The organism is Salinibacillus aidingensis, from assembly GCF_039522525.1.
GTDB lineage: Bacteria > Bacillota > Bacilli > Bacillales > Alkalibacillaceae > Salinibacillus > Salinibacillus aidingensis.
This window is the reverse complement of record NZ_BAAADO010000011.1, coordinates 17,898-40,994: the sequence shown is the minus strand read 5'-3', so window position 1 is coordinate 40,994 and position 23,097 is coordinate 17,898. Positions and strand designations below refer to the sequence as shown.

Annotated in this window: 21 protein-coding genes, 2 tRNA genes and 1 pseudogene; 2 read left to right on the top strand and 22 right to left on the bottom strand. The window is 41.3% G+C overall.

What is annotated here, in order from left to right; genetic code table 11:
• Positions 1–44: 44 nt before the first annotated feature.
• The 5 genes from hpt to spoIIE all read right to left on the bottom strand — a co-directional run bounded on the left by hpt (position 45) and on the right by spoIIE (position 6,664).
• Positions 45–587, bottom strand: coding sequence for a hypoxanthine phosphoribosyltransferase (gene hpt / locus ABD006_RS17550; RefSeq protein ID WP_044153590.1), 543 nt, complete (start codon positions 585–587; stop codon positions 45–47).
• Positions 588–614: 27 nt separating this feature from the next.
• Positions 615–2,012 carry a tRNA lysidine(34) synthetase TilS gene (tilS, locus tag ABD006_RS17545; protein WP_343843967.1) on the bottom strand — a complete coding sequence of 466 codons (1,398 nt, stop codon included), beginning with the start codon at positions 2,010–2,012 and terminating at the stop codon, positions 615–617.
• A 61-nt stretch (positions 2,013–2,073) separates the two neighbouring features.
• On the bottom strand, positions 2,074–3,057 hold the full coding sequence (locus ABD006_RS17540; RefSeq protein ID WP_343843964.1) for a serine/threonine protein kinase: 984 nt from the start codon (positions 3,055–3,057) through the stop codon (positions 2,074–2,076).
• Positions 3,026–3,766 (bottom strand): vWA domain-containing protein, encoded by a 741-nt coding sequence (locus ABD006_RS17535; RefSeq protein ID WP_343843962.1) that lies wholly within the window; start codon positions 3,764–3,766, stop codon positions 3,026–3,028. The genes ABD006_RS17540 and ABD006_RS17535 overlap by 32 nt, the downstream gene beginning before the upstream one ends.
• Before the next feature lie 444 nt (positions 3,767–4,210).
• Positions 4,211–6,664 carry a stage II sporulation protein E gene (gene spoIIE / locus ABD006_RS17530; protein WP_343843960.1) on the bottom strand — a complete coding sequence of 818 codons (2,454 nt, stop codon included), beginning with the start codon at positions 6,662–6,664 and terminating at the stop codon, positions 4,211–4,213.
• 319 nt (positions 6,665–6,983) lie between these two features.
• Here spoIIE and ABD006_RS17525 point away from each other — a divergent pair.
• Positions 6,984–7,060, top strand: a tRNA-Met gene (locus ABD006_RS17525).
• Between the two features lie 20 nt (positions 7,061–7,080).
• Positions 7,081–7,152 (top strand) — tRNA-Glu (locus tag ABD006_RS17520).
• A 386-nt stretch (positions 7,153–7,538) separates the two neighbouring features.
• On the opposite strand, the gene ABD006_RS17515 is transcribed toward ABD006_RS17520, so the two are convergent.
• From ABD006_RS17515 to purR, 17 genes and pseudogenes are all read right to left on the bottom strand, one after another.
• The gene (locus tag ABD006_RS17515) at positions 7,539–7,934 is read right to left on the bottom strand and encodes a S1 domain-containing RNA-binding protein (protein ID WP_343843958.1); all 396 of its coding nucleotides are present in this window, start codon (positions 7,932–7,934) and stop codon (positions 7,539–7,541) included.
• 74 nt (positions 7,935–8,008) lie between these two features.
• On the bottom strand, positions 8,009–8,389 hold the full coding sequence (locus ABD006_RS17510; RefSeq protein WP_343843955.1) for an FtsB family cell division protein: 381 nt from the start codon (positions 8,387–8,389) through the stop codon (positions 8,009–8,011).
• Positions 8,390–8,454: 65 nt separating this feature from the next.
• The gene (locus tag ABD006_RS17505; protein WP_343843952.1) at positions 8,455–8,730 is read right to left on the bottom strand and encodes a hypothetical protein; all 276 of its coding nucleotides are present in this window, start codon (positions 8,728–8,730) and stop codon (positions 8,455–8,457) included.
• A gap of 14 nt (positions 8,731–8,744) precedes the next feature.
• Positions 8,745–8,996, bottom strand: a pseudogene (gene yabQ / locus ABD006_RS18035) (spore cortex biosynthesis protein YabQ); the annotation flags it as partial.
• The gene (yabP, locus tag ABD006_RS17500; protein WP_044153579.1) at positions 8,993–9,295 is read right to left on the bottom strand and encodes a sporulation protein YabP; all 303 of its coding nucleotides are present in this window, start codon (positions 9,293–9,295) and stop codon (positions 8,993–8,995) included. The gene yabP and the pseudogene yabQ, both read right to left, overlap by 4 nt.
• Positions 9,296–9,472: 177 nt before the next feature.
• Positions 9,473–9,736: an RNA-binding S4 domain-containing protein gene (locus ABD006_RS17495; protein WP_343843949.1), complete on the bottom strand. Its 264-nt coding sequence runs from the start codon at positions 9,734–9,736 to the stop codon at positions 9,473–9,475.
• Positions 9,737–9,741: 5 nt separating this feature from the next.
• Positions 9,742–11,214 carry a bifunctional methyltransferase/pyrophosphohydrolase YabN gene (gene yabN / locus ABD006_RS17490; RefSeq protein ID WP_343843946.1) on the bottom strand — a complete coding sequence of 491 codons (1,473 nt, stop codon included), beginning with the start codon at positions 11,212–11,214 and terminating at the stop codon, positions 9,742–9,744.
• On the bottom strand, positions 11,211–12,797 hold the full coding sequence (locus ABD006_RS17485; RefSeq protein ID WP_343843943.1) for a putative polysaccharide biosynthesis protein: 1,587 nt from the start codon (positions 12,795–12,797) through the stop codon (positions 11,211–11,213). Before ABD006_RS17485 ends, yabN begins: the two co-directional genes overlap by 4 nt.
• 126 nt (positions 12,798–12,923) lie before the next feature.
• Positions 12,924–13,454: a stage V sporulation protein T gene (gene spoVT, locus ABD006_RS17480; protein WP_343843940.1), complete on the bottom strand. Its 531-nt coding sequence runs from the start codon at positions 13,452–13,454 to the stop codon at positions 12,924–12,926.
• A gap of 363 nt (positions 13,455–13,817) precedes the next feature.
• Positions 13,818–17,366: a transcription-repair coupling factor gene (gene mfd, locus ABD006_RS17475; RefSeq protein ID WP_343843937.1), complete on the bottom strand. Its 3,549-nt coding sequence runs from the start codon at positions 17,364–17,366 to the stop codon at positions 13,818–13,820.
• Between the two features lie 78 nt (positions 17,367–17,444).
• On the bottom strand, positions 17,445–17,675 hold the full coding sequence (gene fin / locus ABD006_RS17470) for an anti-sigma-F factor Fin (RefSeq protein WP_343843934.1): 231 nt from the start codon (positions 17,673–17,675) through the stop codon (positions 17,445–17,447).
• Between the two features lie 72 nt (positions 17,676–17,747).
• The gene (gene pth, locus ABD006_RS17465) at positions 17,748–18,308 is read right to left on the bottom strand and encodes an aminoacyl-tRNA hydrolase (RefSeq protein WP_343843931.1); all 561 of its coding nucleotides are present in this window, start codon (positions 18,306–18,308) and stop codon (positions 17,748–17,750) included.
• A 100-nt stretch (positions 18,309–18,408) separates the two neighbouring features.
• Complete coding sequence (locus tag ABD006_RS17460; protein WP_343843929.1) at positions 18,409–19,050, bottom strand: 50S ribosomal protein L25/general stress protein Ctc; 642 nt, start codon at positions 19,048–19,050, stop codon at positions 18,409–18,411.
• Positions 19,051–19,299: 249 nt separating this feature from the next.
• Entirely contained in the window at positions 19,300–20,253 is a 954-nt protein-coding gene (locus tag ABD006_RS17455; RefSeq protein ID WP_343843927.1) for a ribose-phosphate diphosphokinase, read from the bottom strand.
• A gap of 18 nt (positions 20,254–20,271) precedes the next feature.
• Positions 20,272–21,651, bottom strand: a complete 1,380-nt coding sequence (gene glmU, locus ABD006_RS17450; protein ID WP_343843924.1) for a bifunctional UDP-N-acetylglucosamine diphosphorylase/glucosamine-1-phosphate N-acetyltransferase GlmU — start codon at positions 21,649–21,651, stop codon at positions 20,272–20,274.
• A 202-nt stretch (positions 21,652–21,853) separates the two neighbouring features.
• Entirely contained in the window at positions 21,854–22,141 is a 288-nt protein-coding gene (gene spoVG / locus ABD006_RS17445) for a septation regulator SpoVG (RefSeq protein ID WP_044153562.1), read from the bottom strand.
• A gap of 140 nt (positions 22,142–22,281) precedes the next feature.
• On the bottom strand, positions 22,282–23,097 hold the full coding sequence (gene purR, locus ABD006_RS17440; RefSeq protein ID WP_343843920.1) for a pur operon repressor: 816 nt from the start codon (positions 23,095–23,097) through the stop codon (positions 22,282–22,284).

Sequence of the window (23,097 nt, the reverse complement as noted above, 5' to 3'; positions counted from 1 at the left end):
ATATTTAAACAAAGAACATTGGTTTCATGCATAAAAAATATGGATTATTTCATGGAATATACTTCAGGCTTTAGTACACCAATGTATGGTAAATTACGGTATTTTTCCTGATAATCAAGTCCATAGCCAACCACAAAGGCATCCGGCACTTCAAAGCCTGCCAAGTCTGCTTTGATTTTCGCCTGCCGTCCTGTCGGCTTATCAAGCAGGGTTACAATTTTAATCGAATTAGCTTTACGATACTTAAATAAATCGACTAAATAACTTAGGGTCAGCCCGCTATCAATAATATCTTCAATAATGAGGATATCTCTTCCTTCTACTTTTGTGTTTAAATCCTTAATAATTTTCACTTCACCGGTCGACTTCATTCCCCCATCGTAACTGGAGACATCCATAAAGTCCATTTCCAGATAGGTTTCAACCCTCTTCAGCAAATCAGCCATAAAGGGCAATGCACCCTTAAGCACACCTACAGCCAGCGGGAAACGATCCTGATACTCGTCTGTTAATTGATCCGCAATGACTTGAATCTTTTTCTGAATCTGGTCTTCGGTAATTAAAATTTCCTCTATGTCGTTATGCATTTCCAAAGCTCCTCCTATTTTATGTATTCAATATTTATGTCTTAAATAAATCCGAAGCCACTTATTATTGGAGGGACTACTTATAACATCCCCTTTTTTCAGTCCCAATAACCAAATAATTTTTCCCATGCTATCTGTGATAATTGGCCACTCTTCCCGCTTGTGTCCGGGAATTTTTTCATCAATAAAGATATCTTTAATCTTTTTACTGCCTCCCAGACCCCGAATTCTAATCCTGTCACCTTTTTCCCGTGTTCGAATAATAAGCGGAAAAGACAGGTGCGAAACATCACAAACAAATTCAAACGGGCTTGATTCTTCCGGCCTTTCACCTGCTTCTTCCACTTTTACATCCAGCTCTCTTCCATCCGGTAAAATAATCGTTTCACCAGGATAAACCTCCTGACGATACGTCCGGATTTCCTTGGATTTAAACGTCAGTAGTAATTGATGATAGGATTTTATTACTTTTAATCCACCGGGAAAATCAAGGTGAAGGTTAGGTCTTTCTGTCTCCAAAAGCTGAAGAAGTTTCTCTGCATGAATCGCTGAATAGTCTTGTCCTTTAGAACGATAGAGATACCTTAATATTAGATGAAAGGCCCTTCTTTGTAAAGGACGTGCATAAGTCTGAAACCGTACCAGATCAATCGTTTTATCCTCCCCATCTTTGCCTGTGCTGACGGTCTGATCAACCGCTTTTTGAGCTTCAGCCAATAAAAATTCTTCATCTTCCTGCAGGGATTCACTCATTGTCTGCAGACTTTCATGAATACTTGGATTGTACCTTTTGATAAAGGGAACCAGGCGTTTACGAAAAGCATTCCTGGTATAAGCTTCATCTGTATTGGTTTCATCATAACGCGGCGACAGCTGATGATGATGGCAATAATCCTCAATTTCCCGCTTGGTTAAGCATAAGAAAGGGCGAATAATCCATCCGTTTGCAAAACTCCTCTTATAAGGGATTCCCTTAGGAAGAACTCCCCGCGTCAGCTGCATAAACATGGTTTCCGTCTGGTCATCTCCGTGATGTCCCATAGCAAGGACAGGATGATGGGACTGCCTGATCTCATTCTCAAAAAATTGATAACGGACCTCTCTGGCTGCTTCCTCCACACCTGCCTTATGCTCTCTTTGATACTTTGCCACATCCAGGCTTTTTGAAATACATGCTACATTCCACTCCCGGCATAGCTTCTCAACAAATTGAACATCCTGCCGGGAGGCCTCTCCTCTCAGCCTGTGATCCAAGGTCAGGGCCGTAATCGATAGCTGGTAACGCTCCCGAATAGAAGTGAAAAAATGGAGAAGGGCCAGGGAATCGGCACCACCGGAAACCGCAATAAAAATAGGATCTCCACTCTGAAACAATTGGTGTCGATGACAGAATGATAAAACTTTATCTTCCAGCAATCCACCCACTCCATTTCCTGCTCTGCTTATCCATATTCATATGGTACCACTACTAAACCAAGAACTAAAGTTAAAAAGTAGAGATGACCTGCAAAAGTAAATAGAAGACGTAGAGCACCCCAGTTACCGTAGCAATTCCCAAAGATTCCAACCATTTCGGAGGGGAGGATTTTTGCTGTACAGAGGTATAGCTCTTTTGTTTCGATGTTGCAGCAGACGGTTGACTTCTCGGTATTGGCTGTTTTCTTTTTTCCGCAATTTTCTGGGCCAGCTCTTTCTGCATTTGAGCGCTTGATGAATATTGTCCACGCAGGGCTTTCTCAAGACATGTACGATATGATCTGAGCTGTTGGTTTGCTTTTATTTTATTCATTAGTGTCTGATAGGGCTGATGACCTTTATCAAATCGATCGGGATAGTAAACCTGTATCATCACCATCGCAACGGCAAACAGATCATAGGCCGGGTCAGCTTTCCGTGAACCAAGCTCCCAATACCCCCGATCATAGAACTCTGTATACTCTTTTATTGCCCGGCCCTGTTTTGTGGTTCCGCCAACATCTATCCACCGAAGTCTCGATGGAGAATGAGTGACAATTAAATTTTCAGGCTTTAAATCCCCAAAAACCCAGCCAATCTGATGCAATTGATGTAAATCTCCCAGCAGCTGAATCATCATTATCCCGAGCCAATCATCACCTTTTTGCTGAATAAACGAATTCAGACTCTGGCCCTTCAGGTATTCCATCACATAAAACGAATAGGAATCCGCTTGTTTTGGCACCCAATCATCCACATCAATTAAAGAAGGCCCGAGACGCTTTCCCTGGGCCTTTTCAAATGCTTTTAATACATTCACTTCTGTTGTAATCGCTGAGGGTTGATGACTGATTTTTAATGCGACCGACCGCTGGTTATAAAGGGCTAAATATACAGTCCCTATAGCACCGGAACCAAGGACTTTTACAATTTGATAGGTATTTTGATGCCATTTTCCTCTTATTTTTGTACCCGGACGTAAATTAAAAACCGGTTTCTTCGTAGATATCCCCATTTTCTGAACTCCATCCCTCTAATTTTGGTGTGGATTGGAAATGATGGATAGCTTCTTTTAGTGCAGGACCAGTAGGTGTAATTCCTCCGCTCGTTAATTTAGGAAAAACAGACGAGATATTTTGCAGTTTATTCGTCCATGGCATGATTTCATTGACAGGCTGCTTTTTACCAGGAAAACTGTAAATCGCAAACCGATTTTTCCCTGTTCTTGCATTTAAACTTAAAGATAAATCCTCTAATGATTCTTTTACAGTTGCCAATTTAGGGCTCATGCTGGCACTTGTATCTACTAGAATTAAAACCTCCAAATCACTGGTTTCTCCTAAATCTTCTACAACCTCCATCACTTCTCCGCGCTTTTCCGGTGGCAAATCTTCCATAGATTTCTCATCACCAAGTATTTGCTGAAGCTCCTGATTCACAACCCCTTGCAGTGTCTGGGTCATGGCCTGCTTCGTAACCATCTGAACCGTCTGCGATAAAGCCTGTGCGTATACAATTCGACTCACACCACCACCAGCTGACGAAATGTCCTCTACTTCTTCCAATCCCTCCGGCTGCTCCGAATCATCATCCTCCAGCACACCAATTACATTTACCGAAATTCCCTGCTGATAGGCAATTGAACTGATAGAAGCCGGATCTTCCCCTTGATTCGAACAACCATCCGTAATTAATAGAATCTGTTTAATCGTACCTTTCTTCATGCAAATCCCTCCTAAAATCTACTACCATCCTTGCCCAGAAAAAAAGAAAATATACACAGAAAAGCGAAGGCGCCTGGTCAGGTCCTGCCGTATAAGCAAAAGACATGGAGTGGCGTGTTTTTTGCCACGTAATGGCTTTTGCTTATGTCGGCCTGGACCTAGGAGCCGCAGCTGGACAACGGAAAAGCGGAGGCGACCGTTTAGGCCCTACGGCATAAGCAGAATATCCGGAGTGGCCGCTTTTGGCCATGGAGGGTATTCTGCTTATGACCGCTTGGGCCTGGGAGCTGCAGCTGGACAATAGAAAAGCGGAGGCGACTGGTCAGGTCCGACAGCATAAGCATAATTCACGGAGTGGCCTGCTCTTTGGCCGCGTAGTGGATTATGCTTATGTCTGCTTGGGCCTGGGAGCCGCAGCTGGACAACAGAAAAGACGCAGTAACTTTACTGCGCCTTATGAAGCGGAAAGGAAGCCCATTTCGGAATATGTTCTTCCAGTTTGGCTACCAATACGGTCATATCATCATCAATTTCACCGGATTTGGTCCTCACAACCTCCTCCAGGATAATATCCGCTATGGCTTGCGGATCATTGGTTTCTATACTTTTAATCTTCCTTCTCAGCCACATATCCACATTTTCTACATGATCAGGTCCTTCAAAGATTCCGTCGCTCATCATAATCAGAATATCATCCGGTTTCAGCTGCTCACTAACCACATCCACATCAAATTCCTTAATAATACCGATTGGCAGATTCCCTGCTTCTACCTTAATGATATCTGAGGTCCGTCTGACAAAGCTCGGTGTGGACCCGATTTTCAGAAACTTTGCCCCTGCGTGGTGGAGATCAATAACTGCTAAATCTAAAGTAGAGAAAATTTCATCTGTGGTGCGTAAGGACAATATGGAATTAATCGATTTTATCGCAACCTTTTCATCAATTCCTGATTGCAATATCTGTCTTAATAACCGTAATGTCTCCATACTCTCCATATAGGCCCGTTCTCCATTACCCATGCCATCACTTATCGCCAGCGCATATCTGCCACTTCCAAGTTCCATCGTTAAATAACTGTCTCCGGAAATTAATCCCCCACCTTTTGCCGCGTGGGCAACGCCGGTTTGAATATTGTACTGTCTTGCTGATTTAAAGGTAAAATAACCATAGCCATTAGGAAACGGGGATACTTCTTCCTTATCAACAATAACCGTTTCCTCCAGAATATCCGACAGAGCCGGGGCAATGACTTTTGATCCTTCTCCATGGTAATCATAAAAAGACAGGTTCATTTCGATATCAATATTGCCCGGATCCAGACTATAAATATCCAGCTTCTCAATTTCAAAGTCCAGATTCCGAATAGCCTGTACAATTTCCTGCTCCTGCTGCTCATGAATTTGCCGTTCCTTCATAATTTCCTTAGCAAAATTGTCCATGACATCGGAAACGCCTCTCAATTGTTCCGCAACAAACTTTCGACTTTCTTTCACCTGTTTTTTCAGACGCTGATTAGCCTCGTAAAAGGAGAGCTCATTTTTCATGGTTTCATAAACTTTCCCGGATTTTACACAGTGATTTTCAAAATCTCTTTTTAATTTTCGTTTGTTATCAAAGGTTCCTTTTTCCATCTCAGCCATAATCTCAGTCATATAGTCGTAGGTCTGGTCAAATTTATGTACCCAGCAGCTTTCCTTTTTGAAACAGGACTGGCACGTTTTCTCTGTTACGTTGCTTAGAAAATAATCTCGTTCTTTTCCATCCTGCGTCTGAGGGGTAACCCCATCAATTCGCGAAAAGCTTTTGGAGAGAGCCTGAAACATATCAGAAAATGTTTCCACTCTTTGTGCTGTCACATCCCTGACCTTTTGCAAATATTGCTGCTGCTCTTCTGTATGTTCATTTGTTCCTGGAATATATCGGGCCATTTTACGAATCCATCCATCAGGTGTCGCAAAAAATAGTGCAATGGCAAGGCCCGTCTCAATCATAACCGGTCTAAATGGGGCCCCCTGACCTTCTCCATAAATTCCAATTAAAAGCGTGGCGACAAACAAGCCTAAGCCTACTCCAATTTTCTTACCATCCTTTAAAAGTCCGCCCAGCAGACCGGCAAACGCTAACAAACTCATTTGATACAGACTCGCAACATCGGCAAGACTCAGAACCAGCCCTGTCACTACACCTACTGTTGATCCGATAGCTGCACCGGCAATATAAGCCAGTAATAACACGACATAACGGGAAAAGACCTGTTCCACCGATGCATCAAGAACAATCCAGCCGATCATTCCGGTCAACACCGAAGCCAGCAAAATCATCATGCAGACAATTTCCTCATTTTTTAAATCTTTTTTTACTGCACTTGGTGATAATATCGGCACACTCTGCATAAAAATGAGAACAAGAATCACGCTTAAACTGGATTCTACGATGGATAATACCCACTGGTAAGTTTCCATTTGCCCCGTCAGATAAGATCCGGAAATTCTCGGTATGATGCAGGAAATGAAAACAAAAACAGGAAGCCATTTTTGCTGATTGGTGGTTTTTCTGAAAATACCCGCAAGAACACAAAATAAAAAGATACTGCTAAGTAAGAACAGGGAATGCTCCCAATAAATCGTCAAGCTGCCGGCCAGTACGGCAAAAGCTACTTTTAAGGATAATTTCCGTCTGATCATCCAAATTGAAGCAAAGAAAGCAACCGCAAAGGGTGAAACCGATTCAAGGATAATGGCTCTGCCTAATAAAAATCCAGCAAATAAAAGAAGCCAACCCTCTTCAATAAGTTTTCGCTGTGAAAGTTCTTTCGTCTTCCTTTTAGCATTTATCAAAGCAAAACGAAGCTGCTGGTATAATGATTTTGATTGATTTCTTGTTACAGATTCAATCATGGTCGATCACTCCTTTACCTATTGATTTAACCACATAACAACTAATTTTTTTGTCAAAACAGGAGGACAACCATAAAAAAATCTTCGACGTCTTTCTGAAAATGATTTTTCAATTCAACAAGAAAAAAAGAACGTTTGATTCATTTGAAACAATGTGTGTCATAATCACTCGACATCATCAAAATTTTACCAGTCTTTTTCACTGATAACGTAAAAGTGGACAACCAGAATAATGCTGGATAAAAATCAATAATGGATGGTTGACACAATATACATCCTGTTGTATTATATTTTTTGTGCGTTTCAGATATAAACTATTGGCGGCGTAGCTCAGCTGGCGAGAGCGTACGGTTCATACCCGTGAGGTCGGGGGTTCGATCCCCTCCGCCGCTACCATATTATCTTTCTTTTACTACGGCCCGTTGGTCAAGTGGTTAAGACACCGCCCTTTCACGGCGGTAACACGGGTTCGAATCCCGTACGGGTCATACGAAAAGCGAAGGCGACTGGTTAGGTCTAGCGCGATAAGACGAAGACATGAAGTGGTTTCTAGACACGGAATGACTTTGGCTTATGTCCGCCTTGACCTAGGAGCCGTAGCTAGACATAAGAAAAGCGAAGGCGCTAAATAGAAAAACCCCATTTCAGGACAAGAAGAGTCTCTGGAATGGGGTTTTCATCATATAAAGAAGATTTGCCGGGCCTATTGAACAAAGGAAATCAACCGTATGATTCAGTATGAAGCAGAAGCTATGCTAATAGACCGTATATCTTTTTTAGCATTAAAAAAGCCCGGGATTTACATTCCAGGGCTTCTCCTTATATCTATTTACGTTAAATGATTCATTTTGATTTTATACAGTCAGACAGCAAGTTAACCTTTTTTAGCACCACGTCCACCACGTTTAGATTCCGTGTTCTTTCTTAAAGAAGCTAAGCGATCTTCACTGTCTTTAAGAAAACGGTTCATTTTGGCTTCAAATGATTCACTGCGTCTCTTTGGATTTCCACGTTTTTTGTTGTTGTTAGGATTTTTGTTTTCCTTTGCTTTTTTAATGGAAAGTCCAATTTTTCCTTCACTTACATTAATAACTTTGACTTCTACTTCGTCTCCTACTGTCAAAAACTCATGAATGTCCTTGACATACTTATCTGCTACCTCGCTAATGTGAACTAATCCTGTAGATCCATCAGGCAGTTCTACAAAAGCTCCAAAATTTGTGATGCCTGTTACCTTGCCTTTCAGCTTGCTGCCTACTTCAACTGACATAAAAAAAATGCTCCTCCTTAGAATTTTAAAAAAGTGTACTTCCTATATATTATATATATGCACTTAAAAAAGTGTCAATAAGACGACTCATCGTCGGGTACATTAAAGATAATTTCCCCGTCTTTTGAAAGAAAATAGTCCTTCCTGGCAATTTGTAAAATGTAATCTGTATCATTTAATAAGTCAATTTCCTGTTGCAGGTTCTTTTCTTTTACTTCTAGTTTATCCAATTCTTCATTTAATTGTTCATATTCACTGACTTTTTCTTTATACAGTTCACGCTGATTTAAGTGAAAGGTGATTAAATAAGCAAATACACTCACTGCAACAATTGCAAAAAGGGTTAAGCGACGATAAAGACGCTTTTTTCGCTTATTTTGCCGCTCTACATATGCATCATATTCTCGTACATAATTTGAATCCAGTCTGGTTACTCGTTTATTAGCCGAACTCATCGTCGATTTACCTCCTTTTTGCAAAAATGGATTTCCAAATGTCAACCAGGTTATTTATTATTTTACTACAAAGTTCCAAAAAAGAAAGAATATATTTTTTGACATTCTCCGGAATAAGCTTTTTTATTTGCTTCCATAGAAATATCAGAGGTCTTCTGAATAGCTTCCATGGAATTAACAGGACCCAGATTACAGCCGTCCAGAAAAGAGTTAAGAGGTAGGTAAGCACCTTTAGCATCCAGGAAAGCGGGGCGATCACCAAACGTTGAATGAGCCTCCGCAATACTTGCCAGGTGGTAACGGAAAACTGAATGAGATGCTCCAAAACCTTTAAATACCATACCCTTAGAAGCGCTTGATAAAACGCAAAACCAAAAATAAGGGCTAACCAGATATAAAAGCGAATTTGTCCATAATTCGTTAAGTATAAGATATAAAATATAATTAAACCCTGCAAAATCCAGAACAGAATCTCATTACAATAATGAATCCAAGGCTTTCGCTTTTTTCGATCATTGAATCTGTGAAAGGTATCTGCAGCCATCCCAAGGTAAATTCCGCTACCGGCCATCACAAGCATGGTTATAAACTGCAGGGATAAACTCATTTAAATAGCTTGCTAAAGAGACCTTTAGCTTTATCTCCCTGCTGGTCGTCTATATATGATAATTCATATACCCGCCCCTTAATGGATACTAAAGTCTCGTCCAAATTTAAATTCTTCATATGCAGGTTTTCGCCGCGTACAACCAGGTAGCCAAACGAGGTTTGAAGTAAAAATTCTTCATTATCAAAGCTATCTACTTCTTTAACTCCTGTAATTTCAAGCTCTCTTCGGTTCAGTACCTTTACATGATGTTCCTGTGGTTCTCTTGTGCTCGGATAAAATTGGTTTTCATAATTCATATACTCGCCCCTCCTTATCATTAAAAATCTATGATAGAAAGGACAAGTATAGAACTTAAAAGTTTATATTTTTTAAATGGCCGTATTCGCACGGGTTGTTCCCTCAAATATAAGCTTTTAATAGATATTAAGTGAAACATCGATGGGGGGATTACGGCCCGTTAAGGCGTGAAAAAACTAGTCCTGATGAACGGGCTCTTCCTTTACAACTGTATAAAGACTCTGAGCTTCATCTTTCTTTACAGTTTCACGGAGATCGTTTACTTTTACGGTCAGCAGCTTCTGACCAAAGCGTATGGTTAACTCATCCCCTGCGGATAGTTTGGTTGATGCTTTAGCAGGCTGTCCGTTTAATTGAATTCTTCCCTGTTCAGCTACTTCCTTAGCTAATGTTCTTCTTTTAATTAAACGTGAAATTTTTAAAAATTTATCTAATCGCATAGACTTTACCTCTCTTTTTCGTTAGACTTTGCTTCATTCCAGAGTTGATCCATTTCCTCTAAAGTCATATCATCCAGGGTTTTCCCCTGTTCCTTTGTCCGCTTTTCGATAAATTGGAAACGGCGCTTAAAGGTTTGATTACTTTGCTGCAGGGCAATTTCAGGATTTATTTTATAATGTCTGGCCAGATTAACGATGGAAAACAGGATATCTCCCAGTTCCTTTTCCATTTCGGTAGTTGTTTGTTTCGCTAAGGACTGCTTAAATTCCTTTATTTCCTCCATAATTTTATCCAAAACAGGTTGAAAGTCCTCCCAGTCAAAACCAATTTTAGCGGTCTTCTTTTGCAGTTCATAAGCAGTCAGTAATGCCGGAAGTGACTTCTCAATATCATCGACAATCGATTCTTCCTCAAATCCGCCTTTTTCATCCCTTTTTATTTCATCCCAGGTCTTAACTACTTCATCAGAGGTATTCAGGTTTACATTCCCGAAAACATGCGGATGCCTGCGAACCATTTTATCGGTAATATGCTGGATTATATCATCTACACTGAAATACCCCTCATCTTCACCAATTTTCCCATGAAGCATAACCTGAAGGAGAACATCCCCTAATTCATCGGTAAGCTTTTCATCATCCTGTTCATCAATGGCCTCAATCACCTCATAGGCCTCTTCAAGTAAATACGGACGCAGGGATTCATGGGTTTGTTTGCGATCCCACGGACATCCATCAGGCCCTCTTAAAATCGCAATGACCTCACGAAGACGGTTGAATTGGTGATGACGCAATTCTGGAGGAGCCGGGGGTACATAAACGCTGATTAAATTACTTAAAGGCACGGAACGATCCAATTCAAACAGAGGAACCTCTTTGATCCACTCCTCCTCGCTCCCTGCTGCATGTACAACGGTAACAGGATAATCGTCCGGCAAATCCTCCATTAACGTTAACTTTACTTCCGAGGCAATCATTTGATCATATACCTGGGTAAATACAACGTGCTGGTCAAATTGTACTTCCAAGCGTTTAAATGATGTTGCATCCAGAAATTGAAACCCTTCGACAGGATCGATTCGCAGACTGGCAAATAACGCGTCGAGATAGCTTTGACCCTGTCCTATGTGGATCTGCACAGCCGGATCCTGTTCAGCCTTGTCCAGTAAAATTTGAACGGCTCTTTCCGCCAGCATCGGGTGTCCCGGTGTGGTATAAATGACCGGAGAACTCTCTGCTGCCTGTAATAGATTCTGAACAATTTCCTGATAAACAGGCTCAAATGAATCATGCTTTTCATATACGTCATCAAAGGATTGAAACTGTGCCCCATCCGCTTCCAGTGACTTTATAACAGGATGATCCATCGTCCGTGTATGGACAACTGACTCAGAGGAAACCAATTGACGATAGACCCCCAGCGGAATCTGATTGATATCTCCTGCACCTAATCCTAAAATCGTAATCTTTTTTTTCATGGTCTTCTCCTCCTGACAACCCACTCGGTTAATTGCTTTCCATACGGGAAGAGCCGTAATTCCCTCAGGGTAAACCCTCCACTCCAAATGAGGGCTCCAAAGTACGATAGGGCCCCCAGACTGCTGCTCGCCATAATATATCCTAAAACATCCATTCGATGGTTCACTTCACCATTTAAGAATAACAGCTTCATCATGAGGACGATGATTACCATTATACTTAAAGAGAAAACAAAGGATTTCCAGGGTAAAATCCGGCGATAGGAAAGGCTTGTATATCGTTTAAACAGCAAAGCAAAGGCTGCCGCCAAAATCAGCACACTCACAACTGAAGCCGTTGCCGCTCCCTGAATACCGAAAGCAGGAATCAATAGGACATTTAGTATCCCTTTCATTACGACGGCTAGTCCAAACAAGAGTGCCTGTCTTTTCACAAAACCGAGCCCCTGCAAAAATGTCGACAGTGTCAGCGTGATCGATACCAATAAAATCATAACCATAAAGATTCTCAGCGCCTCTGTACCCACATTTGTTTTAAATAACAGAATATTAGTCGATGGAAAAATTAAAATGATTCCTATGGTTGCTGCGGTTGCAAAAAGCAATGTAAATTTTATGGCTCTTTTTACCGATTGCTCCTCTAATTTTACGGCACCCCTGGCTTTCATTTTTGAAATAGCTGGTATCAGCGCCAAGGATAAGGAGGATCCAAACACCACTCCTAATTGAACTAAGGGCTGTCCCCGATCATAGATCCCTTTTTCCGCTTTCGCCTCATTTAAGGTCAGTCCATACTCCTGTAATCCAGGTATAATCGTAAACACATCCACAAGCTGTAACAGGATGAGCAGCATATAATTTAATCCCGCAATCATACTTGTTTCAAAAAGAACTTTTATCATTCTTCTGATGGAGATCATCTTCATGGAAAAATGAATCTGGTGTCGCCTGTAGAAAAACAGAAGCGATAGAACCAATATGAGTACTGCTGCACAAGCCGCAATAGAAGAAGATAATGCTGCCCGGCTTCCTATATCGTAAAGAGATTTCCCTTGCTGAAGAAAAGTATACGTAAACCATAAAATGAGCCCGATCCGTACAAGCTGCTCACCCGTTTGAGAAACAGCTGAAGGGCGCATATCCTCTGCACTTTGGAAACTTCCCCGTAAGAACGAGGTAAAGGGGATGAGCAAAAAAAGCAACGAAGCAAACTGAATGGGTACCTCTAAATGGGGATCACCCATCCACCCCGCCATTCGATGAGCACCGAAATATAAAAACAGAAATACGATTCCATTAAGGAAAAACAAAAATATAAAAATCGGGATATATAACGTAATGTGACTTCCCGAATGCTTTTCCTGCCTAGTTTCCAGGTTGAACGTTGAGATGGCTGCAGGATAACCATAAACAGACATCATCCACGCAATGGTGATAAAGGGATACACCTGCTGATAAATATAAAACCCCGTATCTCCTGTTAAGTTTTGAAGCGGAACACGATATCCTGCACTTAAAAGCTTTCCTAATATTCCTGCTGCCGTTAATAGCAATGCTCCCTTAAACACCTGTCTATGACTCATAACGTTCGCCTTTCCTCTTCTCTATGTATGGCATCATTATAGCACAGGAGCCATCTTTCGTTACAATACGGGGAAAACATCGAAAGAGGACTAACCCAATGATGAGCCAGCCCTCTAATAAACTGATTAATCCATTTGTCTTGCTAAAAAGCCTGCTGCCGTCTCAGCCGCTTTCTTCTCAGCTTCTCCTAACGCCTCCTCTGAGGTTAATACAACACAGCCTACGGGGTCCCCATTAGCTATGATTGGAGCCATCACGTACGAAGAAATGGTTTCTTCCTGTCCTTCAAGAAATTCAATGCTTTGTTCATTACTTTCTGAAACGACATTACGATCTTCCATAATCTTTTCTATATGAGATCCAATTTTTTTGTTTAAGTACTCTTTTTTCGAGCCTCCCGCTACAGCAATAAATTCATCCCGGTCGGATATAAAAACGGCATGTCCCAATGTGTCAAATAAAGCCTCTGCATACTCTTTCGCAAAATCACCTAATTCATTTATAGGAGAATATTTCTTAAGAATGACTTCTCCTTCACGGTCAACAAAAATTTCAAGAGGATCGCCTTCCCGAATACGCAACGTTCTTCTAATCTCCTTTGGTACAACAACTCTTCCCAAATCATCGATGCGTCGAACAATACCTGTTGCTTTCATTTACTCACTCAATCCTCGCTTTCTTGGATGTGATTACGTATGGTGACTTTCTCTTGCACCGTTTCGTAAAGTTAGTATTTAACAACAAGGGCAAACTATACACAAGTTGGTAAAAATTAAGGCAGAAAAGCGGAGGCGACTGGTCAGGTCTGGCGGGGTAAGACAAAGACATGAAGTGGCATTAGCCACGGAATGGCTTTGGCTTATATCCGCGCAGACCTAGGAGCCGCAGCTGGACAGAAAAGCGGAGGCGACTGGTCAGGCATGGTGGAAGGTGTGTGAAGGCCTTAAGCAGGAATTCATGAGCTTTAATGGCCTTCAAACTAACCGTATACCCACGTTTACCCAAACATCCATGTATATTTAGGAAGAAGCGACCTCCTGCTGTTTCACACGAGGCAGCTTTGTCAGAAACTCGGAAATCACATCGTAGCGTTTGTAAGCATGATCCCGGCTGAATTTAAATACCATTTTCAGTTTATTGTTTTCTGTTCCAAGCTGAATTAACCGGCCATATTCATTGGCTAGTTCAAACAGCTTCGATCCATCTACCTGCTGACTTTCTTCCCCATCCATAAGAAGCTCAACATTTAACTTCTTCTCGGTTATGGATTCAATACGCTCCTGTCTGGCCATAATACGAAGCTTGGTAACTTGCAGGAGGTTTTCCACTTCTTTCGGGTATTCACCGAAGCGATCCATCAATTCATCCTGAAGATCCAGAATCTCATCCATTTTTTCAACAGCCCCAAAACGCTTATACATATCAATTTTCTGTTTTTCGTCTTCTATATAAGAAGGTGGTATATAAGCATCGAGGTTGACATTGATCTCTACGTCAAATGGCTTGGCTTCTTCATAGGTTTTTCCTTCTTTTTTCGCATCGATAGCATCCTTAAGCATCTTGGAATACATATCAAAACCTACAGAATCGATAAATCCGTGCTGTTCTGCACCTAACAGATTTCCTGTTCCACGAATGGATAAGTCACGCATCGCAATCTTAAATCCGGAACCAAGCTCGGTAAATTCTTTTATCGCCTGCAGTCGTTTTTCGGCCACCTCTGTCAGCACTTTATTCTGCTGATGAGTGAAGTACGCATACGCAATCCGATTCGATCTACCCACGCGCCCCCGTAACTGATAGAGCTGACTCAGTCCCATTTTATCTGCATCGTAAACAATCAGAGTATTTACATTCGGAATATCCACACCTGTCTCAATAATCGTTGTACTGACCAGAACATCCGAATGCCCCTCTAAAAAGTCAAACATCACATTTTCCAGCTGATTTTCATTCATACGCCCGTGGGCAAACGTCACCCGGGCATCCTCTACTAACACATCAATTTCGGCAGCCATTCGTTCGATGTTTTCCACACGATTATAAAGAAAGAAAACCTGACCTCCGCGGGAAAGCTCCCTCTCTATAACCTCCCGAACAAACTGTGGATTATATTCAATCACATACGTTTGAATAGGGAACCGATTTTCAGGCGGTGTTTCAATGACAGATAAATCCCTGACACCAAGCATGGACATATGTAGGGTACGCGGGATTGGTGTTGCTGTTAACGTTAAAACATCAATATTGGTTTTAAACTGCTTAATCTTTTCCTTGTGCTTCACCCCGAAGCGCTGTTCTTCATCCACAATTAACAAACCGAGGTCCTTGTATTGAATATCCTTGGATAAAATCCGATGAGTTCCGATGACAACATCCACCAGACCCTTTTTCAGACCGTCTATCGTTTCCTTTTGCTGCTTTCTTGAACGAAAACGACTTAAAAGTCCTATGTTAATGCCATAATCCTGGAACCGCTCCTGGAAGGTTTCAAAATGCTGCTGAGCCAGGACGGTTGTTGGAACAAGGATCGCTACCTGTTTTTCATCCAGAATGGCTTTAAATACCGCACGGATCGCAACCTCTGTCTTCCCGTAGCCAACATCCCCGCAAAGCAGACGGTCCATCGGTCGCGACTTCATCATATCCTGTTTGATTTCCTCAATACAACGGAGCTGATCCTCTGTTTCTTCATAAGGAAAAGCCGCTTCAAATTCTCTTTGCATGTCATTATCTTCAGAGAATGCAAAGCCCTTCGTCCGTTCCCGTTCGGCATAAAGTTTGATTAAATCATCGGCAATATCTTCAACTGAGGATTGGACCCGATTTTTAACCTTTTTCCATTCACTTCCGCCCAGCTTATACAGCTTAGGTTCCTTTCCTTCACCAGAACCCACATATTTCTGAACGAGATCAATCTGGTCAATGGGTACATAAAGCTTGTCATCACCAGAATATTTTATAAGTAAATAATCTTTATGAAGTCCATTTAGCTCCAGTGTTTCAATCCCTACATATTTGCCAATACCATGATTGGCATGAACGACATAATCCCCGATTTTTAGTTCCTGATAGCTTTTGATCCGCTCTGCATTGGAAATCTTCTGCCTTCTTTTCGGGCGTTTCGTTTGTTTTTTAAATAGCTCCTGTTCAGTGATTACGGCAACACGAAAGAGTGGAAGTTCAAAACCTCCACTTATCTGTCCTTCTACAATGGTTGGTGTTTTTAAAGGAAACTCAATTCCCTGATCAGCAACTCTGGCCTCCATCCCGTAATCTTCCAGAACAGACTGCACCTTCTCTACCCTGTTTTTGGTAGGAGCCACAATAAACACAGAAAAGCCCGCTTTATCCCATCTGTTCAGTTCACTTTTCAGCAGGTTCATTTGCCCGTGAAATTCCTGCATAGCACGGCAGGAAATATTAATTAAATTTTCCGGATTTGTATTGGCAATATGACGTAAAAAGACCGACATATACAGCTTGGAATACCCTGTTAATTTTTCCTGAATATCGTTCCAGGAAAAAGAGACGCTGAGGTCACGCACCATTTTATTCTGCTCCAGCAAATTTGCATACCAGTCTGCTTCCTCCTGATCCAGTCTGGTGGCTGTTTCTTCCACTCGACTCATTTCATCAATGACAACCAGTCCATTTTGCGGAAGGTAATCTATCAAACTAGCGGCCTGATCATAAAATAAGGAACTATACTTATAAATCTCCTGAAAGGTTTCGCCATTTTTTAGCCGTTCAATATCATAATCAATATTTTCCACTAATTCCTTCTTAGCGTTATCGTCCTTCATTTTCTTTAAGGACTGACTCAGGGCCTGTTCCAGTCTTTGTGCACCCGTCAGTCGCTCCTCGTCCGTCAGCAGGACCTCCTCAGCTGGTCCAACTGTAATGGATGACAGTTTTTCATTAAAAGAGCGCTGAGAATTCGAGTCAAAATAACGAATAGAGTCGACTTCATCATCAAAGAGTTCAATTCTGACCGGGTATTCACTTGTCAGCGGAAACAAATCAATAATGCCCCCGCGAATACTGAATTCACCCTTAGCCGAAATCATATCCTCCCTGCGATAACCCATTTCAACCAGGGATTGTGTATAATCATTAATAGAAATGGTCTCACCAACTTGGAAGGAAAGCTGTGACTGTTCCCAGCTTTTTATAGGAGGCAGTATTCGTTTGCAAGCAGCTATAGGAGCAATAAACACTCCTTTTCGCTTGTGAATCCATTGGTTTAACGATTCCATCCGCTGGCTTAATAGCTCAGGACTGGCAACAGCAATTTCTGATGCCATAAGTTCATTAACCGGATACAGGTAAACATCTTCCTCATGACTTAAATCTAATAAATCCTCATAAAGTGCCTGAGCCTGACTTAAGTGGTGGGTCAGAACTAAGACCGGCTTATCCAGTGATTCATTAAGCAAGGAAATAAAAACACTGCGAGCTGCCCCGGACAGACCTGACACGAGCTGCTCTTTCATTCCTGATGAAAAGCCTGAAATAATGGTTTGTATATCATTTTGTTCCTGAAGGTAGTTTTTTAAACCCTGCAAACCTTACTCCCCCTTAAGACGTACAAAAATGCTTTGGTGGACCAACACCAAAGCTTGTTTTTTCATTCCATCGTGCTGCTATTGAATAAAGCTGTCAAGTTCATGATAGTCTGGATGATTGTTTAATGCATCCTCACAATGGTCACAGATGGCCTTAACCTCCATATGACCATCCTTTGTGTAATCAATCATTTCATTCCGCTCTTCATTGGAAAGAATATGAAGACCTAGATCTTCCTCATGAACATATGGTTGCTGAAGTTCTCCAATTTTATCTCCGCAATGGCGGCAACGGTAAATAACAGCCATTACCAACCCTCCCTCGGTACAAACTTATTAAAAGTTTGCCCGTGGCAGCGGGATCTTATACAGTCAAATATATTAAGAATTGAAATGATTCATGACTTCTAAAAATGGTTTTTCCAGCCACATTTCACAGGCTTCTGCTGCACTTTTCACACTATCCTCAACTTTTGGCTTCTGTTCCTCTGTAAATTTGCCTAATACATAATCAATAATCGGTACATTCGTTTCTGGTCGCCCAATGCCTATACGTATGCGTTTAAAATTTTTTAGTGTCGTCTGGTCAATAATATTGCGTATGCCATTGTGTCCACCATGTCCACCCTTTTGCCGCAGACGAATCCTTCCTGCGGGCAAATCCAGATCATCATAAACAACCAGCAAATCCTCAATATCCAGGTCATAAAAGTCCATAAACGGGCGGACAGCTTCCCCTGATAAATTCATATATGTAAGCGGCTTTAAAATAAGCACTTTTTCACCGTTCAAATGTTCTATCGTATATAAAGCATTATATTTTTCTCTGTTTAAGGACCAGTGATTTCTCTCTGCCAGATAATCAATCACCTGAAATCCAATATTATGTCGGGTGTTTTCAAATTTAGAGCCCGGATTACCCAGTCCCACAATACATTTCATTGCTTTTCCCTCTTTCAATCCCATAATTGGTGTACGATCTTCTTAAAGTGTAAAAAAGGCCAAATTAGGAATTTGGCCCCTTTTTTACTATATTACGTATTTATTCTTCTTCATCATCATTGCTTTTCTCATTAATGACTTCTGGCTCTGCCGGCTCTTCCTCATCGGCGCCTTCCTCATCAGTATTTGCATTTTGAGGAGGCAGAACCGTTACGATTGTCGTTTCATCGTCACTCAGAATTTCATAGTCCTTGCTGCCTTTTAAGTCCCCAACAACAATTCCTTCTCCAATTTTCAGTTCAGAAATATCTACATTAATCACTTCAGGAATTTCATTAGGTCTGGCACGAACATGAAGCTCATGCAGGGTCTGCTGCAGTACGCCTCCATCTCTTACACCTTCTGAATCTCCTTCTAAGTTAATAGATACTTCTACATCTACAACTGAAGACTTGTCTACCAGGTAAAAGTCAACATGAATAATTTCACCTTTGAGCGCATCAGACTGATAGTCATATAACATGACATCTAAAGGCTTATTCCCCTGAACCTCCAGAGAAAATACGGAGTTACGACCCTCTTCACGAACGGTTTTAATCAATTCCAGGTTATTTACCGAAACAGTTATAGGTTCTTTTTCCTTACCATATACAACCGCTGGAATAAATCCATTTTGGCGTAATTCCCTATTATTTGATCGACGTAGATCCTTTCTTTCATTAGCTTTAATAGTTGCTGTCATAACTTCATCAACCTCCAAATTTTTACACTGATTTTATTTTTTCCTTTTCCTTTCTTTGATAAACCTCTATGGTTCTTCATGAAACAATGAAAAAATTATGTTTATTCTTTGGTGTTGATTCTTGAATACTGACTTTCTAAAAAGCTCTTATCGGGACATTTGCTGCTTTTTCCGCCGTAAAAAGCAAATCTGCTTTCCTGCCACAAATCATCTACGCTTCTCTTTTCCAGCTGGTCGTCTCCGTATTTTTTATTCAAACAAGTCACTTACAGATCTAAGTTCATGGACACGGGTAATGGCCTCACTGATTAATGGTCCAACAGACAATTGGGTAACCTTGTCTATTTTTTTGCTTTCAGGAAGTGGAATCGAGTTGGTTACCACTAATTCCTTAATCTTGGAATTCTGAACACGTTCAATTGCTGGACCGGAAAGAACAGGATGCGTACCACAAGCATATACTTCTTTGGCACCATTTTCAACTAAGGCATTTGCAGCCAGGGTAATCGTGCCCGCCGTATCAACAATATCATCCACTAAAATAGCGGTCTTTCCTTCAATATTACCAACAATATTCATAACCTCGGAAACGTTTGGCTTCGGTCTGCGTTTATCAATAATGGCGATGGGTGCCTTTAGCAGATCAGCCATTTTGCGGGCCCGTGTTACGCCTCCATGGTCAGGAGATACAATCACAGGGTCATCGATACCTTTTTTACTAAAGTACTCTGATAAAATGGTTACACCCAGTAATTGGTCAACCGGAACATCGAAAAAGCCTTGAATCTGGGGAGCATGTAAATCAAGGGTAATAAGGCGTGTTGCTCCTGCAGTCATTAATAAGTTCGCCACAAGCTTTGAGGTAATCGGTTCTCTTGAACGGGCTTTTCGGTCCTGTCTTGCATAGCCATAATACGGGATGACAACATTGATCGTCTTTGCAGATGCTCGTTTTAAAGCATCAATCATGATGAGCAGCTCCATCAGGTGGTCATTTACCGGATCAGAGGTGGATTGAATCACATACACATCACAGCCTCTGATGCTTTCCTCAATATTAATCTGTATTTCACCGTCACTAAATGTTTTTACAGAACACTTTCCCAATTCTGTACCTATATTCTCCGCGATCTCCTGAGCAAGATCCGGATTGGAATTCAGGGTGAAAACCTTTAAGAATGGGTCTTTGTATGTGTTAGGCATCTTTATTTGGACCTCCAATTACTTTTTTCTAATATTTTTAAGTCTTTCCACGTAGCCTTCCTTATTCGTCTGACGGGAGCGGGCAATAGATAAGGATTCTTCAGGCACATTCTTGGTAATGGTGGAACCTGCTGCTACATAGGCACCCTTTTCAATCGTAACCGGCGCGACAAGGTTGGAGTTACATCCAATAAACGCCCCGTCTTCAATAATGGTCTTATGTTTATTTTCCCCATCATAATTTACTGTTATCGTGCCACAGCCAATATTAACCTCTTTGCCTACCTCAGCATCCCCGACATAACTCAGATGTGAAGCTTTACTTCCTTCTTCAAACACGGACTTTTTTACTTCTACAAAGTTGCCGATTTTCACGTTGTTTTTAATATCAGATGATGGTCTTATATGTGCATATGGTCCAATTTTAACATATTCTCCAATTTTACTATCATGGGCTACACTTTGCTTAATCGTTGTTCCAGATCCAATTTCACAGTTTTTAATTTCGGTGTTGGCTCCAATAAATGCTTCCGTTCTAATTACTGTAGAACCATCAATGTTACAGCCGGGTTCGATGGTGACATCCTGTTCAATTTTTACATCCGGACCAATATAGGTATGTTCAGGATCAATCAATGTGACTCCATTACGCATATGACCTTCATTTATCCGAATTCGCATATGCTTTTCCGCACGGGATAAGGCTACACGGTCATTAACACCCATTGTTTCCGCAAAGTTATCGGTCTGGTAGGCAGCAATTTTTTCACCCTGTGATTTTAAAATTTCAATCACATCAGGCAGGTAATATTCCCCTTGTGCATTATCATTGGAAACATCCTTGAGGGCGTTAAAAAGAGCCTGATTATCAAAACAGTATGTACCTGTGTTAATTTCCTTTATGGCAAGTTCTTCTGGTGATGCATCTTTGTGTTCAACAATCTTTTCTACCTCATTGGCTTCATTCCGTACTACACGACCATAGCCTGCAGGGTCGTCGGCTCCAGCTGTAAGTACAGAAACCTTGGCCTCTTCCTTTTCATGATGGGAAACAAATGCTTCTAACGTTTCCGCTGTAAGTAAAGGAGTATCCCCACAGACAACAAGTGTGGTGCCTTCCTTGTCACTTAGCAATTCCTCAGCCTGCATCACAGCATGCCCCGTACCAAGCTGTTCCTCCTGTATCACAAATTCCGTGGCATCCCCCAGCTCATCTTTGACCTTTTCCGCGCCAAATCCAACCACAGTTATCAATTGGCTAAGCTTTAATTCATTCAGCTGATCGGTTACATGCTGAACCATCGCCTTCCCGCACACGGGGTGAAGCACTTTATATAAAGAGGACTTCATTCTTGTACCCTGCCCAGCAGCTAAAACCACTGCAAATCGTTGTGACATTCAGTACCCTCCATCCACAATTCCTGTAATCTTATATCTAAAATTTAGTATGTATTGACTCCCTCATATTATAGCAAATTATAAAGCAAACATGAACTAAAAATACAAGGGGAGCGTATAGAGCCGTAGCTTGATAAATAAAAGCGGGGAGGAGCAAAAAAAGAAGCCTAATCCCTTAAGATTAGACTTCGCTTCGCTTCATTTAAGAGGCACCAGCTTCTTCATATTCAACTTCTTCTCCTGCACGATCATATTCTGCCAAAACAGCGTCCTGAATTTTGCCACGAGTATTAGAATTAATAGGATGTGCTATGTCCCGAAATTCACCATCAGGAGTACGCTTACTTGGCATCGCTACAAACAAGCCATTGTTACCGTCAATGACACGAATATCGTGCACAACGAACTCTTGATCCAAGGTAATTGATGCAATTGCCCGCATTCTTCCATCTGTGTTGACGCGGCGTAATCTTACGTCAGTTACTTCCATTATGTCTCACCACCTTTTCCCTTAGAACTTATATGCAATATTCCACAAATGGGCAAAAATTCCTTCCAATTTTTAAAATTTTTTTATAAATTTTGCAAATCTAAAAAAACACAGCTTCATATATGAAACTGTGCTCCTCTTTAAAGGTCAAAGTAATTTCCTTTTAAGGCCTCAATTTTATTACCCTTTATGTCCACGTCCTGTATTTTTATTAAAGAAATATAGTCATTTACGACCCGTTCTTCTTCCTCATCCTCTGCTTCGGCCAAAACACCTATCCCTTGTACATTTGCATTGAATTCTTTTAAAAGACTTTGCATACCCGTAATGGTGCCCCCGGCCTTCATAAAATCATCAATAATACACACATTTGATCCTTCCGGCAGGCTTCGCTTGGATAACACCATCGTTTGTATTTTTCTTGATGAACCAGAAACATAATTAATACTTACGGTAGATCCCTCCGTCACTTTAGGATCCCGTCTAACAATAATAACTGGCACATTCAGAATATTGGCTGTTGCATAGGCTAACGGAATACCTTTTGTTGCAACAGTGACAATATAATCGATTTCTTTATCCGCAAAGGCAGTAGCAAATATCTTCCCTAAGTTGCGCATCAGTTCAGGATCCCCAAGCAGATCACTCATAAATAAATAACCACCTGGAAGAATACGGGCCGGGTCCTCCAGACGATTACACAGTTCATTGATAAACTGTTCACTGTTCTCATTTGAATATAAAGGGATATATTTTACTCCTCCGGCAGCACCGGCAACCGTTTCAAGCTTACCAATTCCCTGGGCCTTAAACATTTGATCGACAATATCCAAATCCTCGCTTATGGAAGACTTTGCTGCATCATATTGCTCCGAAAAAAACGGCAATGAAACAAGTCTTCTCGGATGATTGATTAAATAATTAGTCATTGCAACGAGTCTTTCACTTCTTTTCAT

Bases quoted from the DNA above. Each gene is read 5' to 3' on its own strand.
- hpt (WP_044153590.1), bottom strand. From the start codon at position 587: ATGCATAACGACATAGAGGAAATTTTAATTACCGAAGACCAGATTCAG.
- fin (WP_343843934.1), bottom strand. From the start codon at position 17,675: ATGGCTGTTATTTACCGTTGCCGCCATTGCGGAGATAAAATTGGAGAA.
- yabP (WP_044153579.1), bottom strand. From the start codon at position 9,295: ATGAATTATGAAAACCAATTTTATCCGAGCACAAGAGAACCACAGGAA.
- ABD006_RS17455 (WP_343843927.1), bottom strand. From the start codon at position 20,253: ATGCCTAACACATACAAAGACCCATTCTTAAAGGTTTTCACCCTGAAT.
- purR (WP_343843920.1), bottom strand. From the start codon at position 23,097: ATGAAAAGAAGTGAAAGACTCGTTGCAATGACTAATTATTTAATCAAT.
- glmU (WP_343843924.1), bottom strand. From the start codon at position 21,651: ATGTCACAACGATTTGCAGTGGTTTTAGCTGCTGGGCAGGGTACAAGA.
- ABD006_RS17460 (WP_343843929.1), bottom strand. From the start codon at position 19,050: ATGACAGCAACTATTAAAGCTAATGAAAGAAAGGATCTACGTCGATCA.
- ABD006_RS17510 (WP_343843955.1), bottom strand. From the start codon at position 8,389: ATGAGTTCGGCTAATAAACGAGTAACCAGACTGGATTCAAATTATGTA.
- yabN (WP_343843946.1), bottom strand. From the start codon at position 11,214: ATGAAAAAAAAGATTACGATTTTAGGATTAGGTGCAGGAGATATCAAT.
- ABD006_RS17515 (WP_343843958.1), bottom strand. From the start codon at position 7,934: ATGTCAGTTGAAGTAGGCAGCAAGCTGAAAGGCAAGGTAACAGGCATC.
- spoVG (WP_044153562.1), bottom strand. From the start codon at position 22,141: ATGGAAGTAACTGACGTAAGATTACGCCGCGTCAACACAGATGGAAGA.
- ABD006_RS17540 (WP_343843964.1), bottom strand. From the start codon at position 3,057: ATGGGGATATCTACGAAGAAACCGGTTTTTAATTTACGTCCGGGTACA.
- spoIIE (WP_343843960.1), bottom strand. From the start codon at position 6,664: ATGATTGAATCTGTAACAAGAAATCAATCAAAATCATTATACCAGCAG.
- spoVT (WP_343843940.1), bottom strand. From the start codon at position 13,454: ATGAAAGCAACAGGTATTGTTCGACGCATCGATGATTTGGGAAGAGTT.
- ABD006_RS17535 (WP_343843962.1), bottom strand. From the start codon at position 3,766: ATGAAGAAAGGTACGATTAAACAGATTCTATTAATTACGGATGGTTGT.
- ABD006_RS17495 (WP_343843949.1), bottom strand. From the start codon at position 9,736: ATGCGATTAGATAAATTTTTAAAAATTTCACGTTTAATTAAAAGAAGA.
- ABD006_RS17505 (WP_343843952.1), bottom strand. From the start codon at position 8,730: ATGGTATTTAAAGGTTTTGGAGCATCTCATTCAGTTTTCCGTTACCAC.
- pth (WP_343843931.1), bottom strand. From the start codon at position 18,308: ATGAAATGTATTGTGGGACTGGGTAATCCGGGCTCTAAATTTGAAAAC.
- ABD006_RS17485 (WP_343843943.1), bottom strand. From the start codon at position 12,797: ATGAGTCATAGACAGGTGTTTAAGGGAGCATTGCTATTAACGGCAGCA.